At 59.9% G+C, this 22,845-nt stretch carries 24 protein-coding genes; 12 read left to right on the top strand and 12 right to left on the bottom strand.

What is annotated here, in order from left to right:
- Positions 1-7 precede the first annotated feature (7 nt).
- A complete protein-coding gene (locus Q4B98_RS00790; RefSeq protein WP_303194756.1) occupies positions 8-409 on the top strand; it encodes a hypothetical protein in 402 nt (133 codons plus the stop codon).
- 7 nt (positions 410-416) lie between these two features.
- Here the strand turns inward: Q4B98_RS00790 and Q4B98_RS00785 are convergent, their stop codons facing one another.
- Positions 417-1,484, bottom strand: coding sequence for an ROK family glucokinase (locus Q4B98_RS00785; RefSeq protein WP_303194754.1), 1,068 nt, complete (start codon positions 1,482-1,484; stop codon positions 417-419).
- Positions 1,485-1,490: 6 nt separating this feature from the next.
- Positions 1,491-2,522, bottom strand: coding sequence for an NlpC/P60 family protein (locus Q4B98_RS00780; protein WP_303194752.1), 1,032 nt, complete (start codon positions 2,520-2,522; stop codon positions 1,491-1,493).
- Between the two features lie 307 nt (positions 2,523-2,829).
- On the opposite strand from Q4B98_RS00780, the gene Q4B98_RS00775 reads away from it, so the two are divergent.
- Positions 2,830-4,593: a DEDD exonuclease domain-containing protein gene (locus tag Q4B98_RS00775; RefSeq protein ID WP_303194750.1), complete on the top strand. Its 1,764-nt coding sequence runs from the start codon at positions 2,830-2,832 to the stop codon at positions 4,591-4,593.
- Here Q4B98_RS00775 and Q4B98_RS00770 read toward each other — a convergent pair.
- A complete protein-coding gene (locus Q4B98_RS00770) occupies positions 4,513-5,091 on the bottom strand; it encodes a rhomboid family intramembrane serine protease (protein ID WP_303195543.1) in 579 nt (192 codons plus the stop codon). The two genes, Q4B98_RS00775 and Q4B98_RS00770, sit on opposite strands and share 81 nt — an antisense overlap.
- 186 nt (positions 5,092-5,277) lie before the next feature.
- Complete coding sequence (locus Q4B98_RS00765; protein WP_303194748.1) at positions 5,278-5,790, bottom strand: peptidylprolyl isomerase; 513 nt, start codon at positions 5,788-5,790, stop codon at positions 5,278-5,280.
- Positions 5,791-5,972: 182 nt separating this feature from the next.
- Between Q4B98_RS00765 and Q4B98_RS00760 the strand changes: the two genes are divergently transcribed.
- From Q4B98_RS00760 to Q4B98_RS00750, 3 genes are all read left to right on the top strand, one after another.
- Positions 5,973-7,085: a DUF5324 family protein gene (locus Q4B98_RS00760; RefSeq protein WP_303195542.1), complete on the top strand. Its 1,113-nt coding sequence runs from the start codon at positions 5,973-5,975 to the stop codon at positions 7,083-7,085.
- A gap of 283 nt (positions 7,086-7,368) precedes the next feature.
- Entirely contained in the window at positions 7,369-7,845 is a 477-nt protein-coding gene (locus Q4B98_RS00755; protein ID WP_303194746.1) for a hypothetical protein, read from the top strand.
- A gap of 9 nt (positions 7,846-7,854) precedes the next feature.
- Positions 7,855-8,565, top strand: coding sequence for a leader peptidase (prepilin peptidase)/N-methyltransferase (locus Q4B98_RS00750; RefSeq protein ID WP_303194745.1), 711 nt, complete (start codon positions 7,855-7,857; stop codon positions 8,563-8,565).
- Here Q4B98_RS00750 and trpD read toward each other — a convergent pair.
- Both trpD and Q4B98_RS00740 read right to left on the bottom strand, forming a co-directional pair.
- Positions 8,552-9,604: an anthranilate phosphoribosyltransferase gene (gene trpD / locus Q4B98_RS00745; protein WP_303194744.1), complete on the bottom strand. Its 1,053-nt coding sequence runs from the start codon at positions 9,602-9,604 to the stop codon at positions 8,552-8,554. The two genes, Q4B98_RS00750 and trpD, sit on opposite strands and share 14 nt — an antisense overlap.
- A gap of 15 nt (positions 9,605-9,619) precedes the next feature.
- The gene (locus tag Q4B98_RS00740) at positions 9,620-10,063 is read right to left on the bottom strand and encodes a response regulator (protein WP_303194742.1); all 444 of its coding nucleotides are present in this window, start codon (positions 10,061-10,063) and stop codon (positions 9,620-9,622) included.
- 370 nt (positions 10,064-10,433) lie between these two features.
- Between Q4B98_RS00740 and Q4B98_RS00735 the strand changes: the two genes are divergently transcribed.
- The 6 genes from Q4B98_RS00735 to Q4B98_RS00710 all read left to right on the top strand — a co-directional run bounded on the left by Q4B98_RS00735 (position 10,434) and on the right by Q4B98_RS00710 (position 16,939).
- Positions 10,434-11,027 (top strand): heme-copper oxidase subunit III, encoded by a 594-nt coding sequence (locus Q4B98_RS00735; protein WP_303195540.1) that lies wholly within the window; start codon positions 10,434-10,436, stop codon positions 11,025-11,027.
- A 29-nt stretch (positions 11,028-11,056) separates the two neighbouring features.
- On the top strand, positions 11,057-11,860 hold the full coding sequence (locus tag Q4B98_RS00730) for a c-type cytochrome (protein ID WP_303194741.1): 804 nt from the start codon (positions 11,057-11,059) through the stop codon (positions 11,858-11,860).
- Positions 11,827-12,909 carry a ubiquinol-cytochrome c reductase iron-sulfur subunit gene (locus tag Q4B98_RS00725; protein ID WP_303194739.1) on the top strand — a complete coding sequence of 361 codons (1,083 nt, stop codon included), beginning with the start codon at positions 11,827-11,829 and terminating at the stop codon, positions 12,907-12,909. Before Q4B98_RS00730 ends, Q4B98_RS00725 begins: the two co-directional genes overlap by 34 nt.
- Positions 12,909-14,588: a cytochrome bc complex cytochrome b subunit gene (locus Q4B98_RS00720; RefSeq protein WP_303194738.1), complete on the top strand. Its 1,680-nt coding sequence runs from the start codon at positions 12,909-12,911 to the stop codon at positions 14,586-14,588. Before Q4B98_RS00725 ends, Q4B98_RS00720 begins: the two co-directional genes overlap by 1 nt.
- A gap of 168 nt (positions 14,589-14,756) precedes the next feature.
- A complete protein-coding gene (locus Q4B98_RS00715; RefSeq protein WP_303194736.1) occupies positions 14,757-16,217 on the top strand; it encodes a GuaB1 family IMP dehydrogenase-related protein in 1,461 nt (486 codons plus the stop codon).
- Positions 16,218-16,282: 65 nt separating this feature from the next.
- A complete protein-coding gene (locus Q4B98_RS00710; protein ID WP_303194735.1) occupies positions 16,283-16,939 on the top strand; it encodes an NAD(P)H-binding protein in 657 nt (218 codons plus the stop codon).
- Between the two features lie 60 nt (positions 16,940-16,999).
- On the opposite strand, the gene Q4B98_RS00705 is transcribed toward Q4B98_RS00710, so the two are convergent.
- From Q4B98_RS00705 to Q4B98_RS00680, 6 genes are all read right to left on the bottom strand, one after another.
- Positions 17,000-17,395 (bottom strand): cytochrome c oxidase subunit 4, encoded by a 396-nt coding sequence (locus tag Q4B98_RS00705; protein ID WP_303194733.1) that lies wholly within the window; start codon positions 17,393-17,395, stop codon positions 17,000-17,002.
- Positions 17,395-19,116, bottom strand: coding sequence for a cytochrome c oxidase subunit I (ctaD, locus tag Q4B98_RS00700; protein WP_303194731.1), 1,722 nt, complete (start codon positions 19,114-19,116; stop codon positions 17,395-17,397). Before ctaD ends, Q4B98_RS00705 begins: the two co-directional genes overlap by 1 nt.
- Positions 19,113-19,823: a cytochrome c oxidase subunit II gene (gene coxB / locus Q4B98_RS00695; RefSeq protein WP_303195539.1), complete on the bottom strand. Its 711-nt coding sequence runs from the start codon at positions 19,821-19,823 to the stop codon at positions 19,113-19,115. Before coxB ends, ctaD begins: the two co-directional genes overlap by 4 nt.
- A 375-nt stretch (positions 19,824-20,198) precedes the next feature.
- Positions 20,199-20,552 (bottom strand): iron-sulfur cluster insertion protein ErpA, encoded by a 354-nt coding sequence (gene erpA / locus Q4B98_RS00690; protein WP_303194730.1) that lies wholly within the window; start codon positions 20,550-20,552, stop codon positions 20,199-20,201.
- A gap of 164 nt (positions 20,553-20,716) precedes the next feature.
- Positions 20,717-21,007, bottom strand: coding sequence for a hypothetical protein (locus Q4B98_RS00685; RefSeq protein WP_303194728.1), 291 nt, complete (start codon positions 21,005-21,007; stop codon positions 20,717-20,719).
- On the bottom strand, positions 21,004-21,807 hold the full coding sequence (locus Q4B98_RS00680; protein WP_303194726.1) for a PspA/IM30 family protein: 804 nt from the start codon (positions 21,805-21,807) through the stop codon (positions 21,004-21,006). Before Q4B98_RS00680 ends, Q4B98_RS00685 begins: the two co-directional genes overlap by 4 nt.
- Before the next feature lie 200 nt (positions 21,808-22,007).
- On the opposite strand from Q4B98_RS00680, the gene Q4B98_RS00675 reads away from it, so the two are divergent.
- The gene (locus tag Q4B98_RS00675; protein ID WP_303194724.1) at positions 22,008-22,778 is read left to right on the top strand and encodes a DUF3043 domain-containing protein; all 771 of its coding nucleotides are present in this window, start codon (positions 22,008-22,010) and stop codon (positions 22,776-22,778) included.
- Positions 22,779-22,845 lie beyond the last annotated feature (67 nt).

The following is a 22,845-nucleotide window of genomic DNA, read 5'->3' as shown; positions in this document are numbered from 1 at the left end:
AGGGATGATGGAAAGCAACGACAAAAATGTCGATGCCGCCTTCGAGCAGCTTATTGCTCGCGAATTCGGCGAAGTTGTCACTGCCCCAGGTCGCCCTCGTCCCCATGACCGACCAGTCGGTCGCGCCCCAGCCCCTATCCCCCCTGAACCAACGCCCGACCCTGACGAGATCGATGAACCGCTACCTCTTGAACCACCTTCTCCGGCTAGCCCAGCCACGAAAACAGGACTCGTCCTGGTAGCGATATGCATTGTTACGGTCTTGCTGACCATGGGGGGAATCAACGTCCCGAAGACAGGTCTCATCTTGGCCATCACGTCAGGGGGAGCAGGGGTAGGCCTGCTCATCTGGCGAGCCATCACACGACGCCGCGACGACGGCCCGTGGGGCAATCACTCTCGGTTGTAGTGGCCGCTCACTTGTCACGAACGACTGGCCCGGTCAGGGTCTCAGCGAGGCTTTGCCGCAGTGTGCGTCGCGATCTGCGGACAGTACGTCGGCGCGGCCAGAACCCGCGAGCCAGACCCGGAGGCTCGCTGATGGAATGCCGTGCTAGATCAGCAGCGCCGACCAGACCTGCGTCATTGCCGAAATGAGCCTTCTGAATGTCGGCCATGGGCCGGAACCCGCGCCCAGTGAGAGTACGCGCGTACACCGCGCGAGCGGGTTCAAGCAACAGGTCACCAGCGGCACTGACCCCACCACCGATCACGAAGAGGTCAGGGTCGAGGGCAGCGGCCAGGTTCGCCATACCGCGACCCAACCAGATACCAATATCTGCAATGAGTTCGATGGCTAGCCGATCACCGTCCACCGCCGCTCGGGTGACGTCAGGACCAACCAGATTCTGAGGATCCCGATCGGCAACATAGGACAGGAGGTCCTGAGCCCCGGGAGCACCCTCAGCTAGCAGGGCGCGGGCATCCCTCACCAGAGAGTTCCCGGACGCATATTGCTCCCAGCAGCCACGGTTTCCACACGGACACCAGTGACCGTCGGGCACAACCGTCATATGACCAAACTCGCCAGCCATGCCATAACGGCCCCGGAACATCCGGCCGTTGATAACCAGCGCCCCACCGATCCCGGTTCCCAGGGTAAGACACACCATGACCCTCGAACCCTTGCCAGCTCCAAAGCGGAACTCGGCCCAGGCAGCCGCATTGGCGTCATTGTCGACGAGAACGGGAACGGTAATGCGCTCGGAAAGACGATCGCGCAACGGCTCGTTGCGCCATGCCAGATGGGGAGAGAACCGCACCAAAGCCTGCTCGGTGTCTATCCAACCAGCGGCGCCGATACCGACCGCGCACACGGTGAGACCGTGGGACAGCTCACGAACCGACTCAACGATCGCATTTTCGACCGCCTCAGGGCTACGGGAAGGAGTCGGGAGTTGGATACGCCGAACGATCCGGCCACTCTCATCCACAACACCCGCAGCAACCTTCGTGCCACCGATATCTATTCCGACGCTAAGCAAAGAAGATCAGCCGAAGCGGCGCGCACCCTGGTATGACGGCTGGTGCGACAGGTCGGAAATCTTGATGCCGGTACGTGGGTTGGAGGCGTGAACGTATTTACCGCCACCAATGTACATACCGACGTGGGTGATGCCCGGGTAGAAGAAGACAAGGTCTCCGGGCTGTAAGTCGGAGGCCGCCACCGGACGACCTGCCGCATACTGAGCAGCTGCGGTACGAGGAAGACCCACACCAGCCTTACTCCAAGCGACCAGCATGAGGCCAGAACAGTCATACCCGTTCGGCCCGGTTCCGCCCCAGACGTAAGGCTTGCCGACCTGAGCCATTGCGAAACTGAGAGCAGTCTTGGCGCGAGCGGAAACCCCTTCCGGAAGAGCAGGAATCGTAGCCTTATCACCCTTGACGGTCAGAGCCTGAGCGGCCTGCCTAGTCTGAGCAGACTGCTGGGCGGTGAGCCGGTCGAGGAGCTTCTTAGCCTCCTGCTCCTTCTTCTTCGCGTCAGCCAGCAGCTTGGCCTGCTGGTCACGCTGAACCTTGATCGTGGCCTGATCGGCCTGAGCCTGCGACTTCAGGGAAGACAACCGCGCTCGCTGAGCCTGGAAATCCTGGAACTGCTCATTGGTGCGGTCGGTGACATTCTGCATAGTCGCCAGCTTGGACAGGAACTGGCTGGAGTCGCCACTAGTCACGAGTTGAGTAGTCGCAGAAACGCCGCCACCACTCTGGTAGTCGGTGAGCGCAACCCGACCGAGAGCTTTACGCATGGCCTCAACCTTGGCGGACTGCGCATTGAGGTCCTTTTGGGAACGATTGAGATCCTTCTGGGCCTTGTCGAGAGCGGCCTGAGCTTTCGTGTAGTCCTCCTGGATTTTGGAGGTCTGCTCATCAAGTTGAGCGAGGCGAACCTTTGCTTGATCGATGGAGTCAGGAGCGGCCTGAGCCCCAGGCTCAACCGATCCCACCGTGCCGAGGATGACTGCCCCCGTCAATGCAGCTACTGCAACGCCACGTCGACGTCGAGGAGTGCCATCACCCACTTGAGAAGCTCCAAGCCTGTTCCCCACTGTCTGCCCTTCACCATCACCTGACCGGTCAACCGCGTCATGACGCCGCACCGAATCATCTGTCCAGCTGTGATTAGGTCGTCGAACCAGGACCACCCCTGCCGACTGAGAGAATCTTATGCGCCGCTCAGAAAGTGGGCAACTTATCAGGGAGAACCGCTCATCCCACTGCGCGACCGTTGTCAACATTCATTCATAACAGGGGTCTGACAAGGCTGTTCTCTGCTGTTCCAGATCGTATGCGGCGATCGTGTCACAGGAGGTATCTAATGTGCAGAACATGAGTGCCGCACCCTTACAGCCGTCTTTCGACGATTTAGGCACTCCTCTGCCCGACGTCACCTTTTGCGTCGTCGATCTCGAGACCACCGGTACTAGCAGTACGGCTCAAATCACCGAGATCGGGGCTGTCAAGGTGTGCGGAGGACACGTTGAGGGCGAATACCAGACCCTTGTCCGCCCCTCTGAGCCAATCTCAGCGTCTGTCCAAGTCCTCACTGGTATCACGAACGCCATGGTGCTGCCCGCACCGCCGCTGGCGGCAGTCCTGCCGAGTTGGTCAGAGTTCAGTAGGGGCACCGTGCTGGTGGCTCACAATGCCCGCTTCGACGTCGGTTTCCTCAAAAAGGCGTATGCCGAGTACGACTACCCATGGGAGAACCCTGCCGTTGTGGACACCCTCACTCTGGCTCGCTCCGTCCTCTCCCGAGCAGAGGTTCGCAACTACAGGTTAGGCACCCTTTCTCAGCTGTTTCGGACTACGACGACACCGTCCCACCGCGCATTAGAGGATGCTCGTGCAACTGTCGATGTTCTGCACGGTCTTATTGAACGAGTGGGAAACCTTGGTGTCACCACCTTGGAAGACCTTCTGGAAATGACTCACCGGGTATCTCCGACTCGGCAACGTCGTCGGGTGTGGGCCAAAGATCTCCCGGAACGCCCTGGGGTGTATTGGTTCTGTCTCGACAAGCCGGCACCATCACCGCCCGAAGTACTTTATGTGGGCAAGTCAGTCAATATTCGCCGTCGAGTGTCACAGTACTTCACAGCCTCCGAAACGCGACGGCGGATGGACGAGATGGTCCGAGTCGCAACGGGCGTGAAAGCCCGAGAATGCTCGACTGCTCTTGAAGCGGGGGTGCGAGAACTGCGCCTCATCGACGCCCATCAGCCACGGTACAACCGTCGTTCGCGTCGCCAAGGGTCGGTGTGGTGGGTCGCCCTCACTGACGACGCTCATCCCCGACTTTCAGTGATACAGAGAGCCGACCGAGGCTCTGAACCTCCCTGGGGGCCTTTTACGAGTCGGCGAACGGCGACTCTCGCCGCTACCGTCCTCGCTGAAGCGTTTGGCCTTCGACAGTGCAGCGGACCACTGTCGCGTCATTCTGATGGGTGTCCGTTGGCTGAAATGGGCCGGTGCTCCGCTCCGTGTCTGAATCCCGACGTCAACTATTCAGCTATCGTCGATCGGACTCGTCGAGCCATGACTGTTGACGTCCGTGAACTCACCAACCGACTCGCAGAACGCATTGCTCGACTGTCTGACGCGGAACGGTTCGAGGACGCTGCGGAATACACCGACAATGCTCGGGAAGCCTTGAAAGCTACTCGTCGCCGTGCCCGGTTATCGTCGCTAGCGTCTTGTCACGAGATCGTGGCGGCCCGTCGAGAAGGTGCGTTCTGGGAGATTCACGTCATACGACATGGGCGCCTGGCCGGTGCCGGACGATGCCGTACCAGGACTGATCCTATGCCCGTTATCGACGCGATCCGCGCAACAGCAGAGACCGTTACTCCTCCCCCAGCGGGTCTACCGGCATGCACTGTCGAAGAAGCCGAGTTGGTAGCGTCATGGTTTGAGGAACCTGGGGTGCGGCTCGTTGACGTCGATGGCGAGTGGTCATGGCCAGCGAACTGTTGGGTGCCTTCTGAGGAACTCGCCATAAGAGTATCCGCCTTACACCACCCAGGTGACGATGAGCGCAGCAAGACATACAGCGAAAATCGCCAGCCCTGCCCCGATCTGACGACGGTATGAGGACCAACGAGTCTGCAGCCACGCCCAGCCGCACACTGCTCCCACGACGACCGCGCCGATATCAGCGATCCAGGTATTTGACCCAACCACAATGGCCCAGATGATGAACATCGTCAGCAATATGACATCCGCGCGAATGTCTTGTTTCTGAACACATTTGGCGACTATTGAGGCGGCCATTAAGCCGAACAAGCCACACATCGATCCTTCGAAGCAGTACGACGCGCCTGCAAGGCTGATGGCCGTCGATCCCCCAACCCCACACAGCAGGTACAGCGACGCAAACTGTACTGACCCAATCATGGGCTCAATCTGATGGCCGATAAGCACCAGAAGCAGCCCACTCAACACAGCGCCGAAGATGGATGACGTCGTCAGGGAAAAGACCAGTGGTCGCCACACCTGGAAGTCGTAGGCTTTCACAGCTCCAGAAGCCACCATCGACGACAACGGCGTGAATCGTGCCACGATCGTCACCGCTAAGGTCACGATGGCCAAGGCCAGTGAGGCTGGACATACTGCAAGGACCGAACGGACAGGGTGTTCACTCCAGCGGTCAGACATAAATCTCCTCTGGTCTTAACGGCGTCGATCCCGGGTAACTGACGGTAGCGAAAAGCCCCGAGGCACAGCCACCTCGGGGCAGGTCCTGGCTCTCATGGACAGGCCCACGAGAACCAAAACTCAGGACAACTCGACACTTTCAATGACGACCGGCTCTACCGGACGATCCATCCGACCCGTCCGCACCTGGGCGATCTCGTCGACGACCTTGCGCGACTCCTCGTCGGCAACCTCACCGAAGATCGTGTGACGACGGTTCAAGTGCGGCGTCGGAGCGACAGTGATGAAGAACTGAGAACCGTTGGTGCCCGGGCCAGCATTCGCCATGGCCAGCAGGTACGGCTTTGAGAAGGTCAGGTCGGGGTGGAACTCGTCAGCGAACTGGTAACCAGGACCGCCAGTGCCAGTACCGAGGGGGCAACCGCCCTGAATCATAAAACCGTCGATAACGCGGTGGAAGGTCAAGCCGTCGTAAAACTTGCCAGTGGTCGGCTGACCAGTGTGCGGATCGACATACTCTTTAGTCCCGCCAGCCAGGCCGACGAAATTCTCGACAGTCTTGGGTGCCTGATCGGCAAAGAGGTTGAGGACGATGTCCCCGTGGTTAGTGTGCAGAGTCGCAGTAGAGGCCACCTGCCTGCCTTCCTATGAGAAAAATGTTGTCAATTCCAGACTACTGGCTCGTACCCGACATTGGCCGGAATTGGTCCCGCAGTGAGCATCAGGAACTGCGAATCTCTGGTCTGCAGGCCATTTGGCGGATACCGTGGAAGGTGCTCGATCACGAGCTTTATCCCACACGAATTGGAGGAACCGTGTCCTGCAAGAAGAAGGCTTCCCGCAAGACCGCCGCCGCAAGCAGCCCCAGCACGCTCAAGGAGCAGCGTGCCCAGGCGCTGGAGATCGCCGCCGCACACCTCACAGCCGCCCAGGACAAGGCTGCTCCGCTGGCCGCGCACGTCAGTGGCAAGATCGCGCCGCTGACCAATCAACTCTCGGAGAAGCTCGGCCCCATTCCCGGCCAGGCCGTCGAGGCGGGCAAAAAGGCCCTCGATGTCTCGAAGGAGTACACCCAGGAAAAGGTCGTCCCAGCTCTCCACCAGGCATACAACACTTTCCAGAAGGATGTCTTGCCCGGGCTTGAGGAGCGTGCCGAGAAGGTCGCTTCCCTGCCTGCAGTCGAAGAGGCTACCCGCCGTGGACAGGCAGCTGTGGCGGCCCTCAAGGGTCAGTCAACCGAGCTGGCTGCCAAGGCTGGTATTGAGACGAAGGCAGTCAAGAAAGCCAAGCGTCGCAGCAGGTTCCGTAAGGTTTTTCGCACCCTGGCTATCCTCGGCGGAGTATCTGCTGCTGCCGTCGCCGTCGGCCGACGCTTCATGAGTTCTTCTGACGATGGCTGGACCGCTCACGAGCCCAAGGTGACCTATTCCTGGACCCCCGGAGACGATGACAAGACCGTTGCCAAGCCAGCCAAACAGGCCCAGGACAAGCCTGCTGAAAAGGCCGAGACCAGCCACGGTTCCAAGCCAGTGGCCAAGCCCCAACCAAAGGGTGGCGAGGACAAGACAGTTCCGGCTCACCCCGTAGCCACCATGGCTGACGAGGGTGGACCTGCTGCAGCTGCCCCTGAGACAACCGCTGAGACCAAAGCCGTCGTCGATGAAGGCACTCGTTCTAAGACGACTACCAAGGACGGTGCCACCAAAGTTCCGGATGGAGGTAAGACTCCTGAGGAGAAGGACGAGAAGCCGAAGGCCACCTCATATGTTGGTGACAACCCGCCAGAGGGTTACGTCATCAAAGGCAATGACCGCTCAATGAAGTACCACGTCCCCGGTTCTGGCGGCTATGACCGCACCATCGCCGACGTGTGGTTTGCCACCGAGGAGGCAGCCCAGGCCGCTGGGTTCACCAAAGCGCAGCGCTGAGTTTCGGCACCGCCGCTGAGTTCTCACCCCACCATTCGGACGGGGCCCGTCACGTGACGGGTCCCGTCTGCGTGTCTAACACCACTTTCTTAACGGTGAAAAAACTCGCCTTTCATGGGCACTATATGTGAGGTATCTCTCATGGCGTGACATGCAACGTAACAATCATGTAACAAAACAATTTTGTTGTCACAGTAGGTATGTGTGAAGGCACTTATGTCCATTAGAAGAGTGTTTCGTACCCCTCGCGGGACACACCGGCGACAGAAAGGCCTGTCACACGATGAGACCGGATCTACAGTCCTCAGCACCGTCAACAGCGTGGGTCGATGCCCGCTATTTCTCCCTCCACGTCCGTTCCCTCGTCCACGAATGTCATGTCCCGTGGCGGGTCGTCGCCCTCCTCGCGCACGTCCCTAGCCCAACCGTCCGGAGACTAGCCGGCCAGGGCGATCGTCCCCTGCAACGCATTCGCATCATCGACGCCATGCGCATCCTCAAAGTCAACATTGATGATGTCGAGGCGGCACGAGAAAGAGTCGTTCCAGCAGGAAGCACCCGCACCAGGGTCCTCGCTCTTCACAACAGCGGCTGCGACACCGAGGACATCGCTGCCATGCTCGGGGTGACAATCCCGCAGGCCGACGCTCTGCTCAACGGGGAAGCGGACATGTGCACTGAAATGACGCGTCTGAGGGGCCGAGCGGCATGTGAAGCTCGTGGCTTGATCTCCGCCTCCGAACCCATCACGTCATTGTGAGTGACCGCCATGTGGTCTGTCATCGGAATCGCAGTCTCCTGCACCTTGGCGCTATGGCATCTCCGGGTAACCGTCCCCCGGCTGGCAGAACCGACCGTCGAGGATGTGGGAGAAGAAGTTCTGACCATCAAACCCAGATATGACTCCCTCGCCACACCGGTCCGCACCCTCATCCTCACCGTGATAGCTGCCATAGGAGGGTTTTCGTCAACTTTTGCGCCTCCTTGGAGCTGGGGAATGTGGTGGGTCTGGTCAGGATCCGTTGCAGCTTTGGTGACGGTCGATCAAGCAACTACCTTCCTCCCGAGGAAACTGTGGCGTCACTGTGTCGCCGAATCAGCTGTTGCGCTCATCGTCGGTCTAGCTCTCACCCGACCAGTGCCTATACCTGTGTTGGCTTGGTGTATCGCCGTCGCAGCGGCATCAACTGGCTTCTTCTGGCTCATGTGGAGGCTCAGTTCCTCCCTCGGGTACGGGGATGTCAAGCTGGCGGCCGGAACAGGCTTTATGGGCGCCACCACCGGGACCCTCTCTCATTCCCCGGGCATCCTTGAGGCTGGTATGACGACTCTGCTTACCGCAACCTTACTGGGAGCGCTTGTGGCGATCTTGACGACCCTCATCCGCCGACGCCGCCCCTCACCCTGGGGCTCCGCATTCGCATATGGCCCGGCCTTGTGGGCCGGGCCATGGGTAAGTCTTGCTCTCAGTTTGAGGTGACCGCGATCCAGCGATCGAGACGATCATTGGCAGCCCCAGAATCAATGGACTGGGCTGCGCGTTCCAGCTCCTGAGCCAGCTGCGAGACAACGTCTTGGTCAGTCTTGGGACCGTCATAGGCGAGCAACGCTGCCGCCGCGTTCAGCAGCACAATGTCACGCACGGGGCCGTGCTCCCCTGCCAGCACCTTACGAACGACACCGGCGTTAACCTTCGGGTCTCCGCCCACGAGATCAGCCGGTGCCGCCGGAGCCAGGTCAAGAGCCGCCGGGTCGATCTCAGTTTCAGCAACCGTGCCGTCAGAGATGACCCAGACCCGCGATTTCGTTGTGGTCGTCAGCTCGTCGAGACCATCGTCACCGTGGAAGACCAGCCCCCTCGTGCCTCGCTTGGCCAATACATCAGCGACCAAGGGAGCCATCGCGGCGTCGGCAATACCAATCGCGGCAGCATACGGACGGGCCGGGTTCGTCAGCGGGCCAAGAAGGTTGAAGGTGGTCTGAATGCCAAGCTCCTTACGGGCCGGAGCGGCATAGCGCAAGGAAGCGTGGTAACGCGGGGCGAAGAGGAAGGCCATACCAACCTCGTCAAGAACCGCTGCCTGGCGCTGCGGTTCAATGTCGATTCCGACGCCGAGAGCCTCCAAGCAGTCCGCTGTTCCGCAAGCGGAGCTGGCAGCACGGTTACCGTGCTTGACAACCTTAGCTCCGGCCCCCGCAGCCACGAGAGCAGCCATCGTAGAAACATTGACCGTATTTGCACGGTCGCCGCCGGTACCAACGATGTCAACGGCATTCCGATCCAGCTCCACCGGGGTGGCGTGGGAAATCATTCCCTCCGCCATGCCCGCGATCTCGTCGGCGGTTTCACCCTTGGCTCGCAATGCGACTGCGAAACCGGCAATCTGCACTGGCGTCAGTTTTCCGGACAGAACCCGTTGCATCGCTGCAGCGGCAGTGTCACGATCCATGTCTCGCTTCGCAACCAGATCGGTCAGCAGGTCGGCCCAGGTGAAGTCATCGACGTGATCCTCGGACATAAAAACTCCTTTGAGTTAGGCGGTCTGTTCAGCGGGCTGTGCAGCCTCGCTGCGGGAAGCACGAATCACTGAGGCCACTGTTTGAGGCAGGCTCACCGGATCGACAGGGTGGGTGGCGATGGCGTCAGCATGAGACCACGACGCCAACCATGCGTCAGCAATGCGGGCCACCAGCAAGACCACCGGAGGACAATTCTCGACCTCATCCTTGAGTTCGTGGCACACCCCCATTCCGCCATACGGGGTCGATTCGCCATCAGCGATCAGGACGTCATAGTGGCCACTACTCGCGGCATCGACGACCGAGGCCTTGCTCGCTGTCTCGATGACCTCGGCGCGCGGAAGGTCGGGGGAAATCATCCCACTCAACGCAACCTTCACTTGCTCGCGGACAGTGTGATCGTCAGAGTAAACGAGAATCTTGAGAGCGCCCGACGGCTCCCCAAGCTTGTCACCCATGAGCGGCCCTTTCCCTCGATGGCGTGGGACTGATCTGAACTTCCGGCCATCACGGGCCGGACACAACACCGGTGATGCTACAGCTTACGGCGTCTCATGGGGACGAGGTCTCATGGGGACGAGGCCGTCCTGATTGCTGAGATGGCCAATATCACATCGGTGGACAACCTGCTGCACATTGCCGCCTAGACCCACCAAATCGACCTCGAATCGAATTGGAACGCTGAAACAACATGACCAATGACACATTTGCGGCCATAATGAGGCCGTGGCCACTTCAGCGCAGACTTCACAACGACCGACGGGCGCCATCCATCCGATCGCGCCGACGCGACTCAATGCGCCGGCAGGTCGTCCGGATGCCCTACCTATGGGTGTCTGGGTGTGGTTGGCCAGCGAGCTCATGTTCTTCGCCGCTCTCTTCTCGGCCTATTTCATGATTCGCCAGACGACCAGCGACTTGGCGACTGCAGGACAGCAGACCCTCTGGCAAGCCGAGTCCAGCCACCTGGCCGTCGGGACCGCCGCAATCAACACCCTCATCCTGGTGTTGTCCTCGGTGACATGTCAGATGGGTGTTCACGCCGCCGAGCATGGTCAGGTCAAGCGAACCAAAGGTCTTGGCGCCATCACCTCGTGGGGTATGCGCGAGTGGTACACCCTGACCTTCATCATGGGCGCGGTGTTCATCGCTGGACAGGTCGCAGAGTACGTCGTCCTCATTGGCGAGGGCCACACCATCTCCTCGAGCGTCTACTTCTCAGCTTTCTTCCTGGCAACCGGTTTCCACGGCCTGCACGTGACAGCTGGCCTGATTCTGTTCCTGTTCACCCTTGCCCGCACCTACATGGCTCGCCGCTTCACCCATGAGCAGGCGGTCACGGCAATGGTCGTTTCCTACTACTGGCACTTCGTTGACGTCGTGTGGATCATCCTGTTCTCGGTGATCTACATCGTGCGCTGACACCCAACCCGAGAAAGGTGACTGTGGTGATGAGATACCTCTCCACGAAACGGCACAGCCGGGCAGCCAAACCCGCGCTGTTGCTCTTAGCCTTGGTCCTGGTGGGGTGTGTGTACGCCTTCGTCAGCCCGGCAGCTTCCGGACAGGCCGACACCAACGCGTCGCCGCAGGTAGCTCAGGGCAAAGAAATCTTCCAGCAGAACTGCTCCTCTTGTCACGGCCTCAACGGCGAGGGCACCACGCAAGGCCCGTCCCTCACCGGAGTCGGTGCCGCTGCCGTCGACTTCCAGATGGGCACCGGCCGAATGCCGATGGCTCGTCCGGAAGCTCAGGCTCCGGCCAAGGACACAGATTTCACCGACAAGGAGATCGCGTCGGTTGGTGCCTACGTCGCCTCTCTGGCCCCCGGCCCGGAGATCCCCTCCTCCCAGACTCTCAACACCTCTGGATTGAGTGCTGAGGAACTGGCTCGCGGTGCTGAACTGTTCAAGACCAACTGCTCGGCCTGCCACAATATTGAAGGACGCGGCGGCGCGCTGCCTGAGGGGGCCTACGCACCCTCCCTTATGAAGACCTCAGACAAGCACATTTACGAGGCCATGCGCACTGGCCCGCAGCAAATGCCGGTGTTCTCCAAGTCGGTCATCACCGACCAGGACGCCCGCGAAATCATTGGCTACCTCCAGACCGCACATTCTGAGCCCAACAACGGCGGATTCGCCCTCGGCGGCATCGGCCCGGTCACTGAGGGCCTGTTCGGTTGGATCATCGGCATCGGCGGTCTCGTCCTGATCGCAGGATGGCTGGCACGGAAGGGGGCTCGCTCAAAGTGAGCGACAAGTACACCGAACGCAACGACCTGCCGGTCGAGAATCCGGGCGTCGAGCCACACGTCGAGCGTTACACCGACGCCAATCCGAAGGCCGGTAACCGGGCTTACCGTCAGGTCATCACCCTGCTCGCCTTGGTTCCCGTTCTCGCCATCGCTTTCGTCGTCTTCTACTTTGCAGTCCCGCGTGACGCCACCGTCAAAATCGGGCCACTGCACATGAACGCCTCCACTTTCGCATTGGGTCTGTGTGCCGGTCTCGGAGTGCTGTTTATTGGCATTGCCTGCATTCACTGGGCCAAACAGATCATGGGCGATGAAGAGATTGTCCAGGAGCGACACCCGGTCAGTTCCGGTGCCGCTGATCGCCAGGACTTCGCCAAGCAGTGGCGCATCGGGGCCAACCAGTCCGGACTCTCACGGCGCAAGCTCATCGGTGGTGCCTTGGGAGGTGCGATCGGCATTATGGCCGTGCCTGCCATCGTGACCCTTGCTGACCTCGGCCCGAAACCAGGTCCCGGAATGCGCCGAGCCACCATCGAGCGCACCATTTGGGCCGAGGGAGTCCGACTGGTCAACGACGTCACCTTCCAGCCGATCAAAGCCTCGGACCTGGAAATCGGCCAGCTGGTGAATGCTGAACCGGAGAACCTTAAGGACCTTGAGGGTGAGGAGTTCCAGCGCCAGAAGGCCAAGGCTGCGATCCTCATCGTCAGGATGGATCCCGATTCCATCAAAATCCCTGAGTCCCGTAAGGACTGGCAGGTCGGCGGAATCCTGTCTTACTCCAAGATTTGTACCCACGTGGGTTGCCCCGTCAATCTGTGGGAGCAACAAACCCACCATCTGCTGTGCCCCTGTCACCAATCGACCTTCGATCTCGGTGACTCCGGTGTCGTCGTCTTCGGCCCTGCCGGACGCTCGCTGCCGCAGCTACCCATCACCGTCGATGACAAGGGCTACCTCGTCGCTCGCAGCGACTTCACCGTTCCGGTGGGTCCGTCCTACTTCGAACGCGATTCCCGTCACGACTACATGAAGGGTGATAACTGATGGCCCGGCCAACTGGCATTGCCGAGGAATCACCCACCCTGCGAACTGCGACGGCTGAGGACAAGCCGTCGGGACGCGGGATGCGGATCGTTAATTGGCACGACGACCGTTTGGGCCTTGCAAAGATGGCCAGGGGTAACCTGCGCAAGGTCTTCCCCGACCACTGGTCCTTCCTACTGGGAGAGATTGCTCTCTACTCCTTCGTCGTCCTGCTGCTCACCGGTATCTTCCTCACGATCTGGTTCAAGCCATCGATGGCTGAGGTTGACTACAACGGCCCGTACCAGCTGCTCAAGGGAACGCCGATGTCGGAGGCATTTGCCTCTACCTTGGATCTGTCGTTCGAAGTGCGTGGCGGTCTACTGGTTCGCCAAATCCACCACTGGGCCGCCATCCTCTTCGTGGCAGCGGCTACCGTCCATATGCTGCGTATCTTCTTCACGGGTGCCTTCCGCAAGCCCCGTGAGATCAACTGGCTGATCGGTCTGGGGCTGTTCATGCTCGCCATGGTCGAGGGATTCGCCGGTTACTCACTTCCCGATGACCTGCTTTCGGGCACAGGTCTTCGTTTCGCCGATGGCCTGATGCGGGCCATCCCACTGGTAGGGACTTGGGTTGAGTTCTTCGTCTTCAACGGCGAGTTTCCCGGCACTGCGATCATTCCCCGCCTCTACATGGTCCACATTTTGTTGATCCCGGCCTTGCTGCTGGGTCTGGTAGCTGCTCACCTCGCGCTGGTCGTTTACCACAAGCACACCCAGTACCCCGGCCCCGGACGTACCGAGAAGAACGTCGTTGGCTACCCGTTGTTCCCGGTCTACGCCGCCAAGGCTGGTGGTTTCTTTTTCGTGGTCTTTGGCGTGTTGACCCTCATGGGCACCTTCATGCAGATCAACCCGGTCTGGAAATTCGGCCCTTACAATCCCGGCGAGGTCACGGCTGGATCCCAGCCTGACTGGTACATGGGTTGGCTCGAGGGTGCCGTCCGTATCACCCCGAACTGGGAGTGGCACATCGGCCACACCACGTGGAGTTGGAACATTTTCCTGCCCGGCGTGTGCCTCATGGGTGTGCTATTCACCCTGCTCGTCGCATGGCCCTTCGTCGAGAAGTGGATTACTGGTGACGAATCGGAGCACCACCTGCTCGACCGTCCGCGCAACGTCCCGACGCGTACCGCCCTCGGCGTTGCCGCCATGAGCTGCTACGCCATGTTCTGGTTGTCGGGGGCCAACGACATTATCGCCACTCACTTCCACCTGTCGTTGAACCAGATCACGTACTTCATGCGTGGCGCAGTCTTCATCGTCCCGATCATCACCTACCACATCACGAAGCGGATCTGCGTATCTTTGCAGCGTGCTGACCGTCAGCGTTTGCTGCACGGATCACCCTCGGGCGAAATCGTCCGCGAGCCTGATGGTGCCTTCCACGAAGCCCACGTACCGGTCAGCGAAGGAGAAGCGTGGACTCTCACTCAGCAAAAGACCTACCCGGTCCTTACCGCTGGTTCGATCGACGACCGTGGCCGTCGGGTTAGTAAGAGGCGTGCTCGCTGGATGAAGTGGTTCCTTGGGGACAACGTGCCGAAGGTCACTCGCGAGGAGTTCGAGGCAGCTCGTCACCACGCCGAGATCGATTCTGGTGAATCCACCGGTAAAGCCGAGATCACCAACTGATCCTGCCGAATCACGGCGAAGGCCCCTCAACCGAGGGGCCTTCGCCGTCCCCGGTCACGGCAAACCTCAGCCTCGAGGAACCGAGCAAAGAATGGTTGCAGACACTCGTGCCACGCTCACACCTCATCGACAATCGAGCTGACCTGAAGATGATGAGAGAATGACTATGTGCGTTTTCTCAACGAACAGCCGAACTACGACCTGACTTACAACGACGTCTTCATGGCCCCGAACCGTTCGTCGGTTGGGTCGCGGATGAATGTCGATCTGACGTCGACCGACGGACTAGGGACTCCCCTGCCCCTCGTCGTGGCCAATATGACCGCAATCTCCGGACGCCGGATGGCCGAGACCATCGCCCGACGCGGCGGGATCGCTATCCTGCCCCAGGATATTCCTGCTGACTTTGTCGCAAGGTCTATCCGCCGGGTCAAGGGTGCCCACACCCGGTTCGACACCCCCGTCACCGTCAATCCGACGACGACCGTTGGCGAGGCCATGAGCCTGCTCAACAAGCGTGCGCACGGCGTCGTCCTCGTTATCGAGGACCATCGCCCGGTCGGCCTGGTCTCCCCCGCGGAAGCAGAAGGCGTCGACCGTTTTGCCCAATGCCACGAGGTCATGACGACCGACCTCACCTTGGTCGGCCCCGAGGCCAGCCCGGACGAGGTATTCCAAACTCTTGCCGAACGTCATCAAAAGGTCGCTGTGGCCGTGGACGACGATGGCGTCCTCGTCGGCATCATGACTTCTCGAGGGGCCCTGCGCACCGAGATCTACCGGCCGGCCGTCGACCCTCATGGTCATCTCATGATCGGCACCGCCATCGGCATCAATGGAGACGTTGCTGGTCGTGCTCGCAATGCTCTGGATTCGGGTTCCGACGTTCTCGTCATGGATACCGCTCATGGTCATCAAGATCAGATGATCCGGGCCATTGGTGTAGCTGACGAGGTCCGCACTGCTTTCTACAAGAAGACCGATCGCCGTATCCCCATCGTGGCCGGCAACATCGTCACCCGTCGCGGCACACTCGACTTGTTGGAGGCTGGAGCAGACATCATCAAGGTCGGAGTCGGGCCGGGAGCCATGTGTACGACCCGTATGCAGACCGGGGTTGGCCGTCCGCAGTTTTCTGCAGTACTGGAATGCGCTGAGGCAGCCGCCGAGGTTGACGGGGCTATCTGGGCAGACGGCGGCGTCCGTCATCCCCGTGATGTTGCACTCGCCCTGGCGGCCGGCGCTGGCTCGGTCATGATCGGCTCATGGTTCGCAGGTACCCACGAATCCACCGGTGCCATGCTCGTCGACCATGATGGACGCCTGTACAAGGAATCCTTCGGAATGGCCTCGGCCCGAGCAGTGCGACACCGCACTCGTCAGCGCAGTGCGTTCGAAAGAGCGCGCGCCGCATTGTTCGAAGAAGGTATCTCCCAGTCGAAGATGTATCTCGATCCTCAGCGTCCTGGAGTCGAAGACCTCGTCGATTTCATCACTTCTGGAGTTCGCTCTTCCTGCACTTACGCCGGAGCAGCGAACCTCAATGAATTCCACGAAAAGGCCGTCATCGGCGTTCAGTCCCCCTCCGGGTATGAGGAAGGACGCCCCCTACAGCACAGCTGGACCTGAGCCCATAGCGGCCTACAGTCGTCACGCACTGTAGGCCGACCTTGGTCGATTCTAGGGTGAAAACTATGACAGCAGATCGAATTCTCGTTATTGGCGGCCACGGACATGTGGCCAAACACTTCACCCAGCACGCCAGCTCGAAGGGAGGACACATCGATTCCGTTATTAGACGTGAAGACCAGGGCGCTGACGTGGTCAGGTGGGGCGGAAATCCGATCGTCGCTGACATAACCTCTCTGAGGCCTTCTGAGTGGGACGACCTCGTCAACAGCCACGACGCCGTAGTGTGGTCAGCCGGAGCAGGTGGCAAAGGCGGCCCCGAGCAGACCTACGCTGTCGACCGCGACGCCTGCAAGGATCTTGTCGACGCCATTGCCCGCTCCCCTCATGGACCACGATTCGTCCTCATCTCTTGGTGTGGCAGCCCAGAGCACGGTGTCCCCTCCGACGACGACTTCTTCCCCTACGCTGACGCAAAGGCTGCTGCCGACCGTCACACCATGAACTCGACGGTTCAGTGGACCATCCTTGGCCCGGTAACTCTGAGCCACGATCCCGCCACTGGCATCCGCCTGCTAGCGGAAGGCGAGGAATACAAGCACGACACAGTGTCCCGTGAGGCCGTCGCTCAGGCTGCCTTAGTCTGTCTGGACGACGACACCACGGTGAGGCGTTTTATTCGGTTCTGCGACGGTTCTCAACACATTGCAGAGGCAATCTAAACCGCACTAACACAGCACAAGGCCGGGACCGTCATGACGGTCCCGGCCTTCACATTGTCGTCAGTGCTGGTAGTCCCCGCGGTAGTACTCAAAGGCCCACCCCGAAGCGGCCCAGATCCCCAGGCCGAGACCTAGCAGCGATATCCACCATCCGAACACCGGACCTAGGCAAACGATTGCCACGACAAGAGCGCACCAGAAGGGCCAAATGCTTTGCGGAGGGAAGAATCCCACCGGTCCAGCGCCATCGATCACCTCACCATCCTTCTCATCGGAAGGACGTGGGTTGATCTTCTTGGAGATGACCTGAACGTAGAAGAACACCATCAGGGCCATGACTCCCGACAGTCCCAGTACCCAAGTACCGGCAACCTCATGAGCCGTGAACCAATACACCGGAGTCATGATGACGTAGAACAGGCCAAGCCCACCAAAGACCCAACGTTCCGGTTTCATCAGGCATCCTCCTTGCCGGAGCGGACAAGTTCACGCGGATTCGCTTCCTCAGCCTTGGGAGCCATCGCGGCCTCCGGATGATTCAGGTCAAAGACCGGGGAGTTAGAACGCACGCGGATCATCTTGGTGAAGTTGTGGGTAGGCGGCGGGCACGACGTAGCCCACTCGAGGGTACGGCCCCAACCCCACGGATCGTCGACCTCGATGTTCGGATCGTGACGGGTAATCCATACGTTCCAGACGAAAGGCAGCATTGAAATGGCCAACAGGAAAGAGCCGAAGGTCGATACCTGGTTGAGGAGAGTGAAACCTTCCCAAGAGCCATAGTCAGCGATACGACGCTGCATACCCTCGGCCCCCAGCCAGTGCTGCACGAGGAAAGTGGTGTGAAAACCGACGAACAACATCCAGAAGTGGATCTTGCCCCATGTCTCGTTAAGCATGTGCCCGGTGATCTTCGGCCACCAGTAGTAGAAGCCGGCAAACATTGCGAACACCACGGTTCCGAAGAGCACGTAGTGGAAGTGGGCCACCACGAAGTAGCTGTCTGAGACATTGAAGTCCATCGGCGGGCTGGCGAGCATGACTCCGGTCAAACCACCGAAGAGGAAGGTCGTCAGGAATCCAATGGCGAAGAGCATTGGTGTGTCGAAACTCAACGACCCGCCCCACATCGTGCCGATCCAGTTGAAGAATTTCACACCCGTTGGAACGGCGATCGTGAAAGTCATAAAGGAGAAGAACGGCAGAGAGACCGCGCCGGTGACGAACATGTGGTGGGCCCACACCGACACCGACAACCCTCCAATGGCCAAGGTGGCGAACACCAGACCGACGTAGCCAAAGACCGGCTTACGACTGAAAACCGGAAGGACTTCAGTGATGATGCCGAAGAACGGCAGGGCGATCACGTAAACCTCAGGGTGCCCGAAGAACCAGAAGAGGTGCTGCCACAGGATCGGGCCTCCGCTGGCAGCGTCGAGAATGCGAGACCCCAAAGCTCGGTCAGCCTCGAGGACGAGCAGGCCGGCGGACAGCACCGGGAAGACGACGAGGACCAAGATCGAGGTGATGAGGATATTCCAGGAGAACACCGGCATCCGGAACATCGTCATGCCGGGAGTACGCATGAGGATGATCGTCGTTATGAAGTTGACTGCACCGAGGATGGATGACAGACCCAGCAGGTACAGACCCATAACCCACAAGTCACCGCCAACTCCCGGAGAGTTAACAGCATCCGAAAGCGGTGCGTACGCAAACCAGCCGAAGCTAGCAGCGCCTCCGGGGGTGAGGAAGCCAGCGCAGGCCATCAGCGAGCCAAAAAGATACAGCCAGTATGCGAACTGATTGATGCGCGGGAAGGCGACGTCAGGGGCACCAATCTGAAGCGGCATGAAGAAGTTCGCGAACCCGGAAAACAACGGGGTGGCGAACATCAGCAACATGATTGTGCCGTGCATCGTGAAGAGCTGGTTGAAGGTCTCCTGGTGTACGAACTGCATACCCGGGTAGGCCAGCTCCGCTCGAATAAGCAGGGCAAGAATGCCGCCGAAGGCGAAGAAGAACAGCGACGTAGCGAAGTACAGCCGTCCGATCTTCTTGTGGTCAGTAGTCGTCATGTAATCCCAGACAAGAGCGCCAAAGCTGGTCTTGCGACGCTCCTCACGGCTCAACGCCGGAGTTACTGCGCTGCGCTGGGCGATAGATGCGCTGGTCACTTCTTCCCCTCCTTCGAATCGGCGGCCGTGAGGGCGGTGACGGAGTTCGGAGGCTTGATCTCACCGGTGTTGCCCTGTGCCTTGAGCTGCTGGAGGTGCTTGTTGTAATCCTCGGCCGACACTACATGCACCTTGAAGATCATGTTGGCGTGATAGGTACCACACAACTCGGCGCACTTGCCGTCGTAAACGCCAATCTTCGTCGGGGTGAGGTCGAACTGGTTGGGATGACCCGGAATGACGTCCATCTTGAAATAGAAGGCCGGGACCCAGAAGGAGTGAATGACATCGGCGGACTTGAGGTGGAAACGCACCGACTCGTTCACCGGAAGGTAAAGGTCCGGAATCTTTTCGATGGTGCCCACCTCATGAGTGACAACACCTCCGGCGTCCGGATTCTCTCCTTCCATGTAGTTGAAGGTCCACGACCACTTCTGGCCGACGACGTTGACAACATGGTCAGGCTCAGGATCTTGCTCGAGCACCTTGTTCTCGGTACGGACGGTGTAGAAGAACAGCACGCCGATGACGAGGAACGGGACGACGGTGTAAAGCACCTCAAGCGGAAGGTGGTAGCGCGACTGCCGGGGAATCGCCGGATCTCCATCCTTACGACGGAACTTAAAGGCCGCGTATCCAATGAGTCCCCACACGAATACGCCAATGACAAGCGCAGCAACCCATGCACCGACCCACATATTTCCCATATGCACGGCACGGTCTGACGCCGGATCGACGAGACCGAGGCGAGCTGGGCGCCCAGATCCGGTACTGCCACAGCCGCTCAGTGCCAGTACCGCAATCGTTGCGGCACAGGCACCACTGACCTTTCCGGCAACACCGCCACCTCTTCGGGGCACGTCCCGCTCAAGGTCGTGTCGCCAGCTGAGTCTGCGTCCCACGGCTCACCCTTCCCCATTGCAAGCCCGCCCCGACCCGACGGTGGCGACGGGTGACTGTTATGTCTGTCACACCGAACAATAGCGAAAAGAAGGCGCTCCGTCCGCCTAGTCGGGCTGACGAAACGCCTCAATAATCTCAAACGGTCTGTTCGGAGAATGATCTCAGTAGCCAGAATCGGCTCAGTGGAAGGAGTCCCCACAAGCACAAGTGCTGGTCGCGTTGGGGTTGTCGATGGTGAACCCCTGCTTCTCGATGGTGTCCATGAAATCGATTGTCGCGCCTGCCAAGTAGGGAGCGCTCATCCGATCAGTCACCACGTCGACCCCGCCGTAAGTCTTGACGATGTCACCGTCGAGGTGACGCTCATCAAAGAAGAGCTGGTAGCGCAGACCCGAGCAACCGCCTGGCTGCACAGCCAGACGCAGAGCAAGGTCGTCGCGACCCTCTTGATCGAGCAGGGACTTCACCTTGGCGGCAGCCGCGTCGGTAAGAATGATTCCATCGGTGGTGGGGGCGTTGACGGTGTCGGTCATATGGACTCCAAGAACGTGTGGTGGACGGTCCCGGGGAGATGACCCGGGCGGTCGATCCTGGTGGATCGGGCGGGTATGTCGTCCCGTCGCGTCATCCACTGTATCCGCATGACATCGAACTACATCAATTCAGCGCGCAGCGGAACAGGGATGGTTGTCCTCGCTCAGCCGGGGATCAGTCCGTCTCCGGCCGGGTTCTCCGAGAGCCAAACCGAGACTTCCTCGATCGTTGCCGAGACGTCGGGAACTATGAGATCCGAGTCGACAATGTTGTCGTCGGCAACCGGGGTACCTATCGCGCGAACGGTTGTCACCAGCTCCGAGAGAGCTTCAGTAAGCTCACTCTGGGAGCTGGTCTCGATGGCGTGCTCAACGCGCGAATCAATACGGTTGAGGTGCTCCATTTCAGTGTCGGGCACCTGCCACTGACCCTCACTAACAATGCGGATAATCATGCCTGGCCCCCTTGGCGTCGCACGGGCCGCGATCCGGTTCCCGGATTCGTCCCCCCATCAGCACCAGACTCGAGTTCCGGGGTGGAACCATCGCGTCCGGCGTCCAGCTGCGCCTTGAGAGCAGACAGCTCAGCGTCAATGGAGTGATCGTTGGCGAGGCTGTCGAGCTCACGAGTGATGTCGTCGCCGTAATCGCGAGTGGGGTCCTCGATAGCGCCGCTGGCCATGAGCTCGTCCAGGGCGCCTGCGCGGGCCTGAAGCTCTGTGGTCTTATCCTCGGCGCGCGTGATCGCCATACCGATGTCACCCATCTCTTCGTTGAGACCGGTGAAGGCCTGATTGATACGAGTCTGAGCTTCAGCAGCCGAGTAGGTGGCCTTGATGGTCTCTTTCTTCGTGCGGAAGGCATCCACGCGGGCCTGGAGACGCTGGGAGCCACGGATGAGTTTTTCCTCCTCACCTTGCAGCGTGGCGTGCTGAGACTGAAGATCATTGAGCTGACCCTGCAACGCAGCCTTGCGGGTCAAGGCCTCGCGTGCCAGATCCTCGCGACCCTGTTCAAGGGCGCGCGCAGCCGCATTTTGCATCTTGTCGACGTCGGCCTGCAGTTGATTCATCTGCAGCTCGACGCGCTTTCGGCTCGTGGCGACGTCGGCGACGCCCCTGCGCACCTTTTGCAACATGTCGAGCTGACGCTGGTAGGAATAATCGAGGGTTTCTCGCGGGTCCTCGATCTTATCGAGAGCCTTGTTCGCCTTGGAACGGAAAACCGTCGAAAGTCGTTCAAATATGCCAGCCATAGGTGGAGTCGGGTCCTTCCCCTTCGGTGCCTGATGACTCTGGGAAGTCGTCAGCATTGCGGTTGCCTGGCTCTTAGCCTACGGGACCACGCAACAACAACCCAGAAGAATACCCGTAGAATCTACTCAGCCCACACCGGGTCGCCCCGGCTGGAACAAGCCACCGGGGGCACGAGTACGACACAAAAAGAGGATGGATCGTGCGACTGTTCCGCCCCTACGAGCAGGGAGACAGCAAGAAGGCCGAACCGGCGGACAAGACCGTCAAGGCAGAGCCAGGGTCCAGCACAGATTCCTCTCCATCCTCGGCCACAGCAGCTCCAAGGGCTACGTCCGACGAGACTGGCAGTAACGCGGGGAAACAGGCTGCCAAGCAGCCTCGTACCATGAAGGGGTCTCCCACCGCCAAGGAAAATCGAGCAGATACCCAGGAAACACCGGTTGAACAGTCGAAGCCCCAGACGCGCCATGTGGCCAAGAAAGGCCCGACCCCGACTCGCGCTGAGGCTGAGGCTGCCCGTCGGGAACGGCTCAAGCCAACCCTGAGCAAGAAAGAAGCTCGCAAACGTGAGCGATTGGCTAAGCGCGAGCGCCAAGCAGCAGCCATGGAAGCGGCCGAACGGCGCCCTGAACGTAGTTACATCCGCGACTACGTTGACGCACGTTGGACGTTCAGTGAGTTCATCATGCCGATTTTCCTGGCTGTCATGGTGATCTGGTTGGCCACGCTCTTCATCGCTCCCGCTGCGGTTAGTGTTGTCAATGCCCTGTCCTTGGGAATGCTGATCGTCATGGTGCTATGGCTGATCGACTCTTGGAGGCTGTGGCATGGTGCCAAGAAGGGAATTCGCGCTCGGTACCCCAACGCCCCCCTTCGCGGCCTATGGGCCTATCTCAACAACCGGGCGATGACCATGCGCCGCTGGCGCAATCCGGAACCTCGTATCAAGCGCGGCACCAAAAATAACTGACATTGATACGGCCTACAAGTCAAGCTCCACGACGTTGCCGCGTCCGCGTCCCCTTCCAGGCATGGAC

This window comes from Cutibacterium sp., from assembly GCF_030525615.1.
In the GTDB taxonomy this organism is placed as follows: Bacteria; Actinomycetota; Actinomycetes; order Propionibacteriales; family Propionibacteriaceae; genus Cutibacterium.
The sequence above is the reverse complement of the archived record's forward strand: the minus strand, read 5'-3'. Positions and strand labels throughout refer to the sequence as shown.

Coding starts and splice junctions, on each gene's coding strand:
- Q4B98_RS00735 (WP_303195540.1), top strand. CDS start 10,434: ATGGGTGTCTGGGTGTGGTTGGCCAGCGAGCTCATGTTCTTCGCCGCT.
- Q4B98_RS00790 (WP_303194756.1), top strand. CDS start 8: ATGGAAAGCAACGACAAAAATGTCGATGCCGCCTTCGAGCAGCTTATT.
- Q4B98_RS00775 (WP_303194750.1), top strand. CDS start 2,830: ATGAGTGCCGCACCCTTACAGCCGTCTTTCGACGATTTAGGCACTCCT.
- Q4B98_RS00705 (WP_303194733.1), bottom strand. CDS start 17,395: ATGAAACCGGAACGTTGGGTCTTTGGTGGGCTTGGCCTGTTCTACGTC.
- Q4B98_RS00750 (WP_303194745.1), top strand. CDS start 7,855: ATGTGGTCTGTCATCGGAATCGCAGTCTCCTGCACCTTGGCGCTATGG.
- Q4B98_RS00740 (WP_303194742.1), bottom strand. CDS start 10,063: ATGGGTGACAAGCTTGGGGAGCCGTCGGGCGCTCTCAAGATTCTCGTT.
- Q4B98_RS00720 (WP_303194738.1), top strand. CDS start 12,909: ATGGCCCGGCCAACTGGCATTGCCGAGGAATCACCCACCCTGCGAACT.
- Q4B98_RS00710 (WP_303194735.1), top strand. CDS start 16,283: ATGACAGCAGATCGAATTCTCGTTATTGGCGGCCACGGACATGTGGCC.
- Q4B98_RS00755 (WP_303194746.1), top strand. CDS start 7,369: ATGAGACCGGATCTACAGTCCTCAGCACCGTCAACAGCGTGGGTCGAT.
- Q4B98_RS00685 (WP_303194728.1), bottom strand. CDS start 21,007: ATGATTATCCGCATTGTTAGTGAGGGTCAGTGGCAGGTGCCCGACACT.
- trpD (WP_303194744.1), bottom strand. CDS start 9,604: ATGTCCGAGGATCACGTCGATGACTTCACCTGGGCCGACCTGCTGACC.
- Q4B98_RS00730 (WP_303194741.1), top strand. CDS start 11,057: ATGAGATACCTCTCCACGAAACGGCACAGCCGGGCAGCCAAACCCGCG.
- Q4B98_RS00680 (WP_303194726.1), bottom strand. CDS start 21,807: ATGGCTGGCATATTTGAACGACTTTCGACGGTTTTCCGTTCCAAGGCG.
- erpA (WP_303194730.1), bottom strand. CDS start 20,552: ATGACCGACACCGTCAACGCCCCCACCACCGATGGAATCATTCTTACC.
- Q4B98_RS00725 (WP_303194739.1), top strand. CDS start 11,827: ATGGCTGGCACGGAAGGGGGCTCGCTCAAAGTGAGCGACAAGTACACC.
- coxB (WP_303195539.1), bottom strand. CDS start 19,823: ATGGGAAATATGTGGGTCGGTGCATGGGTTGCTGCGCTTGTCATTGGC.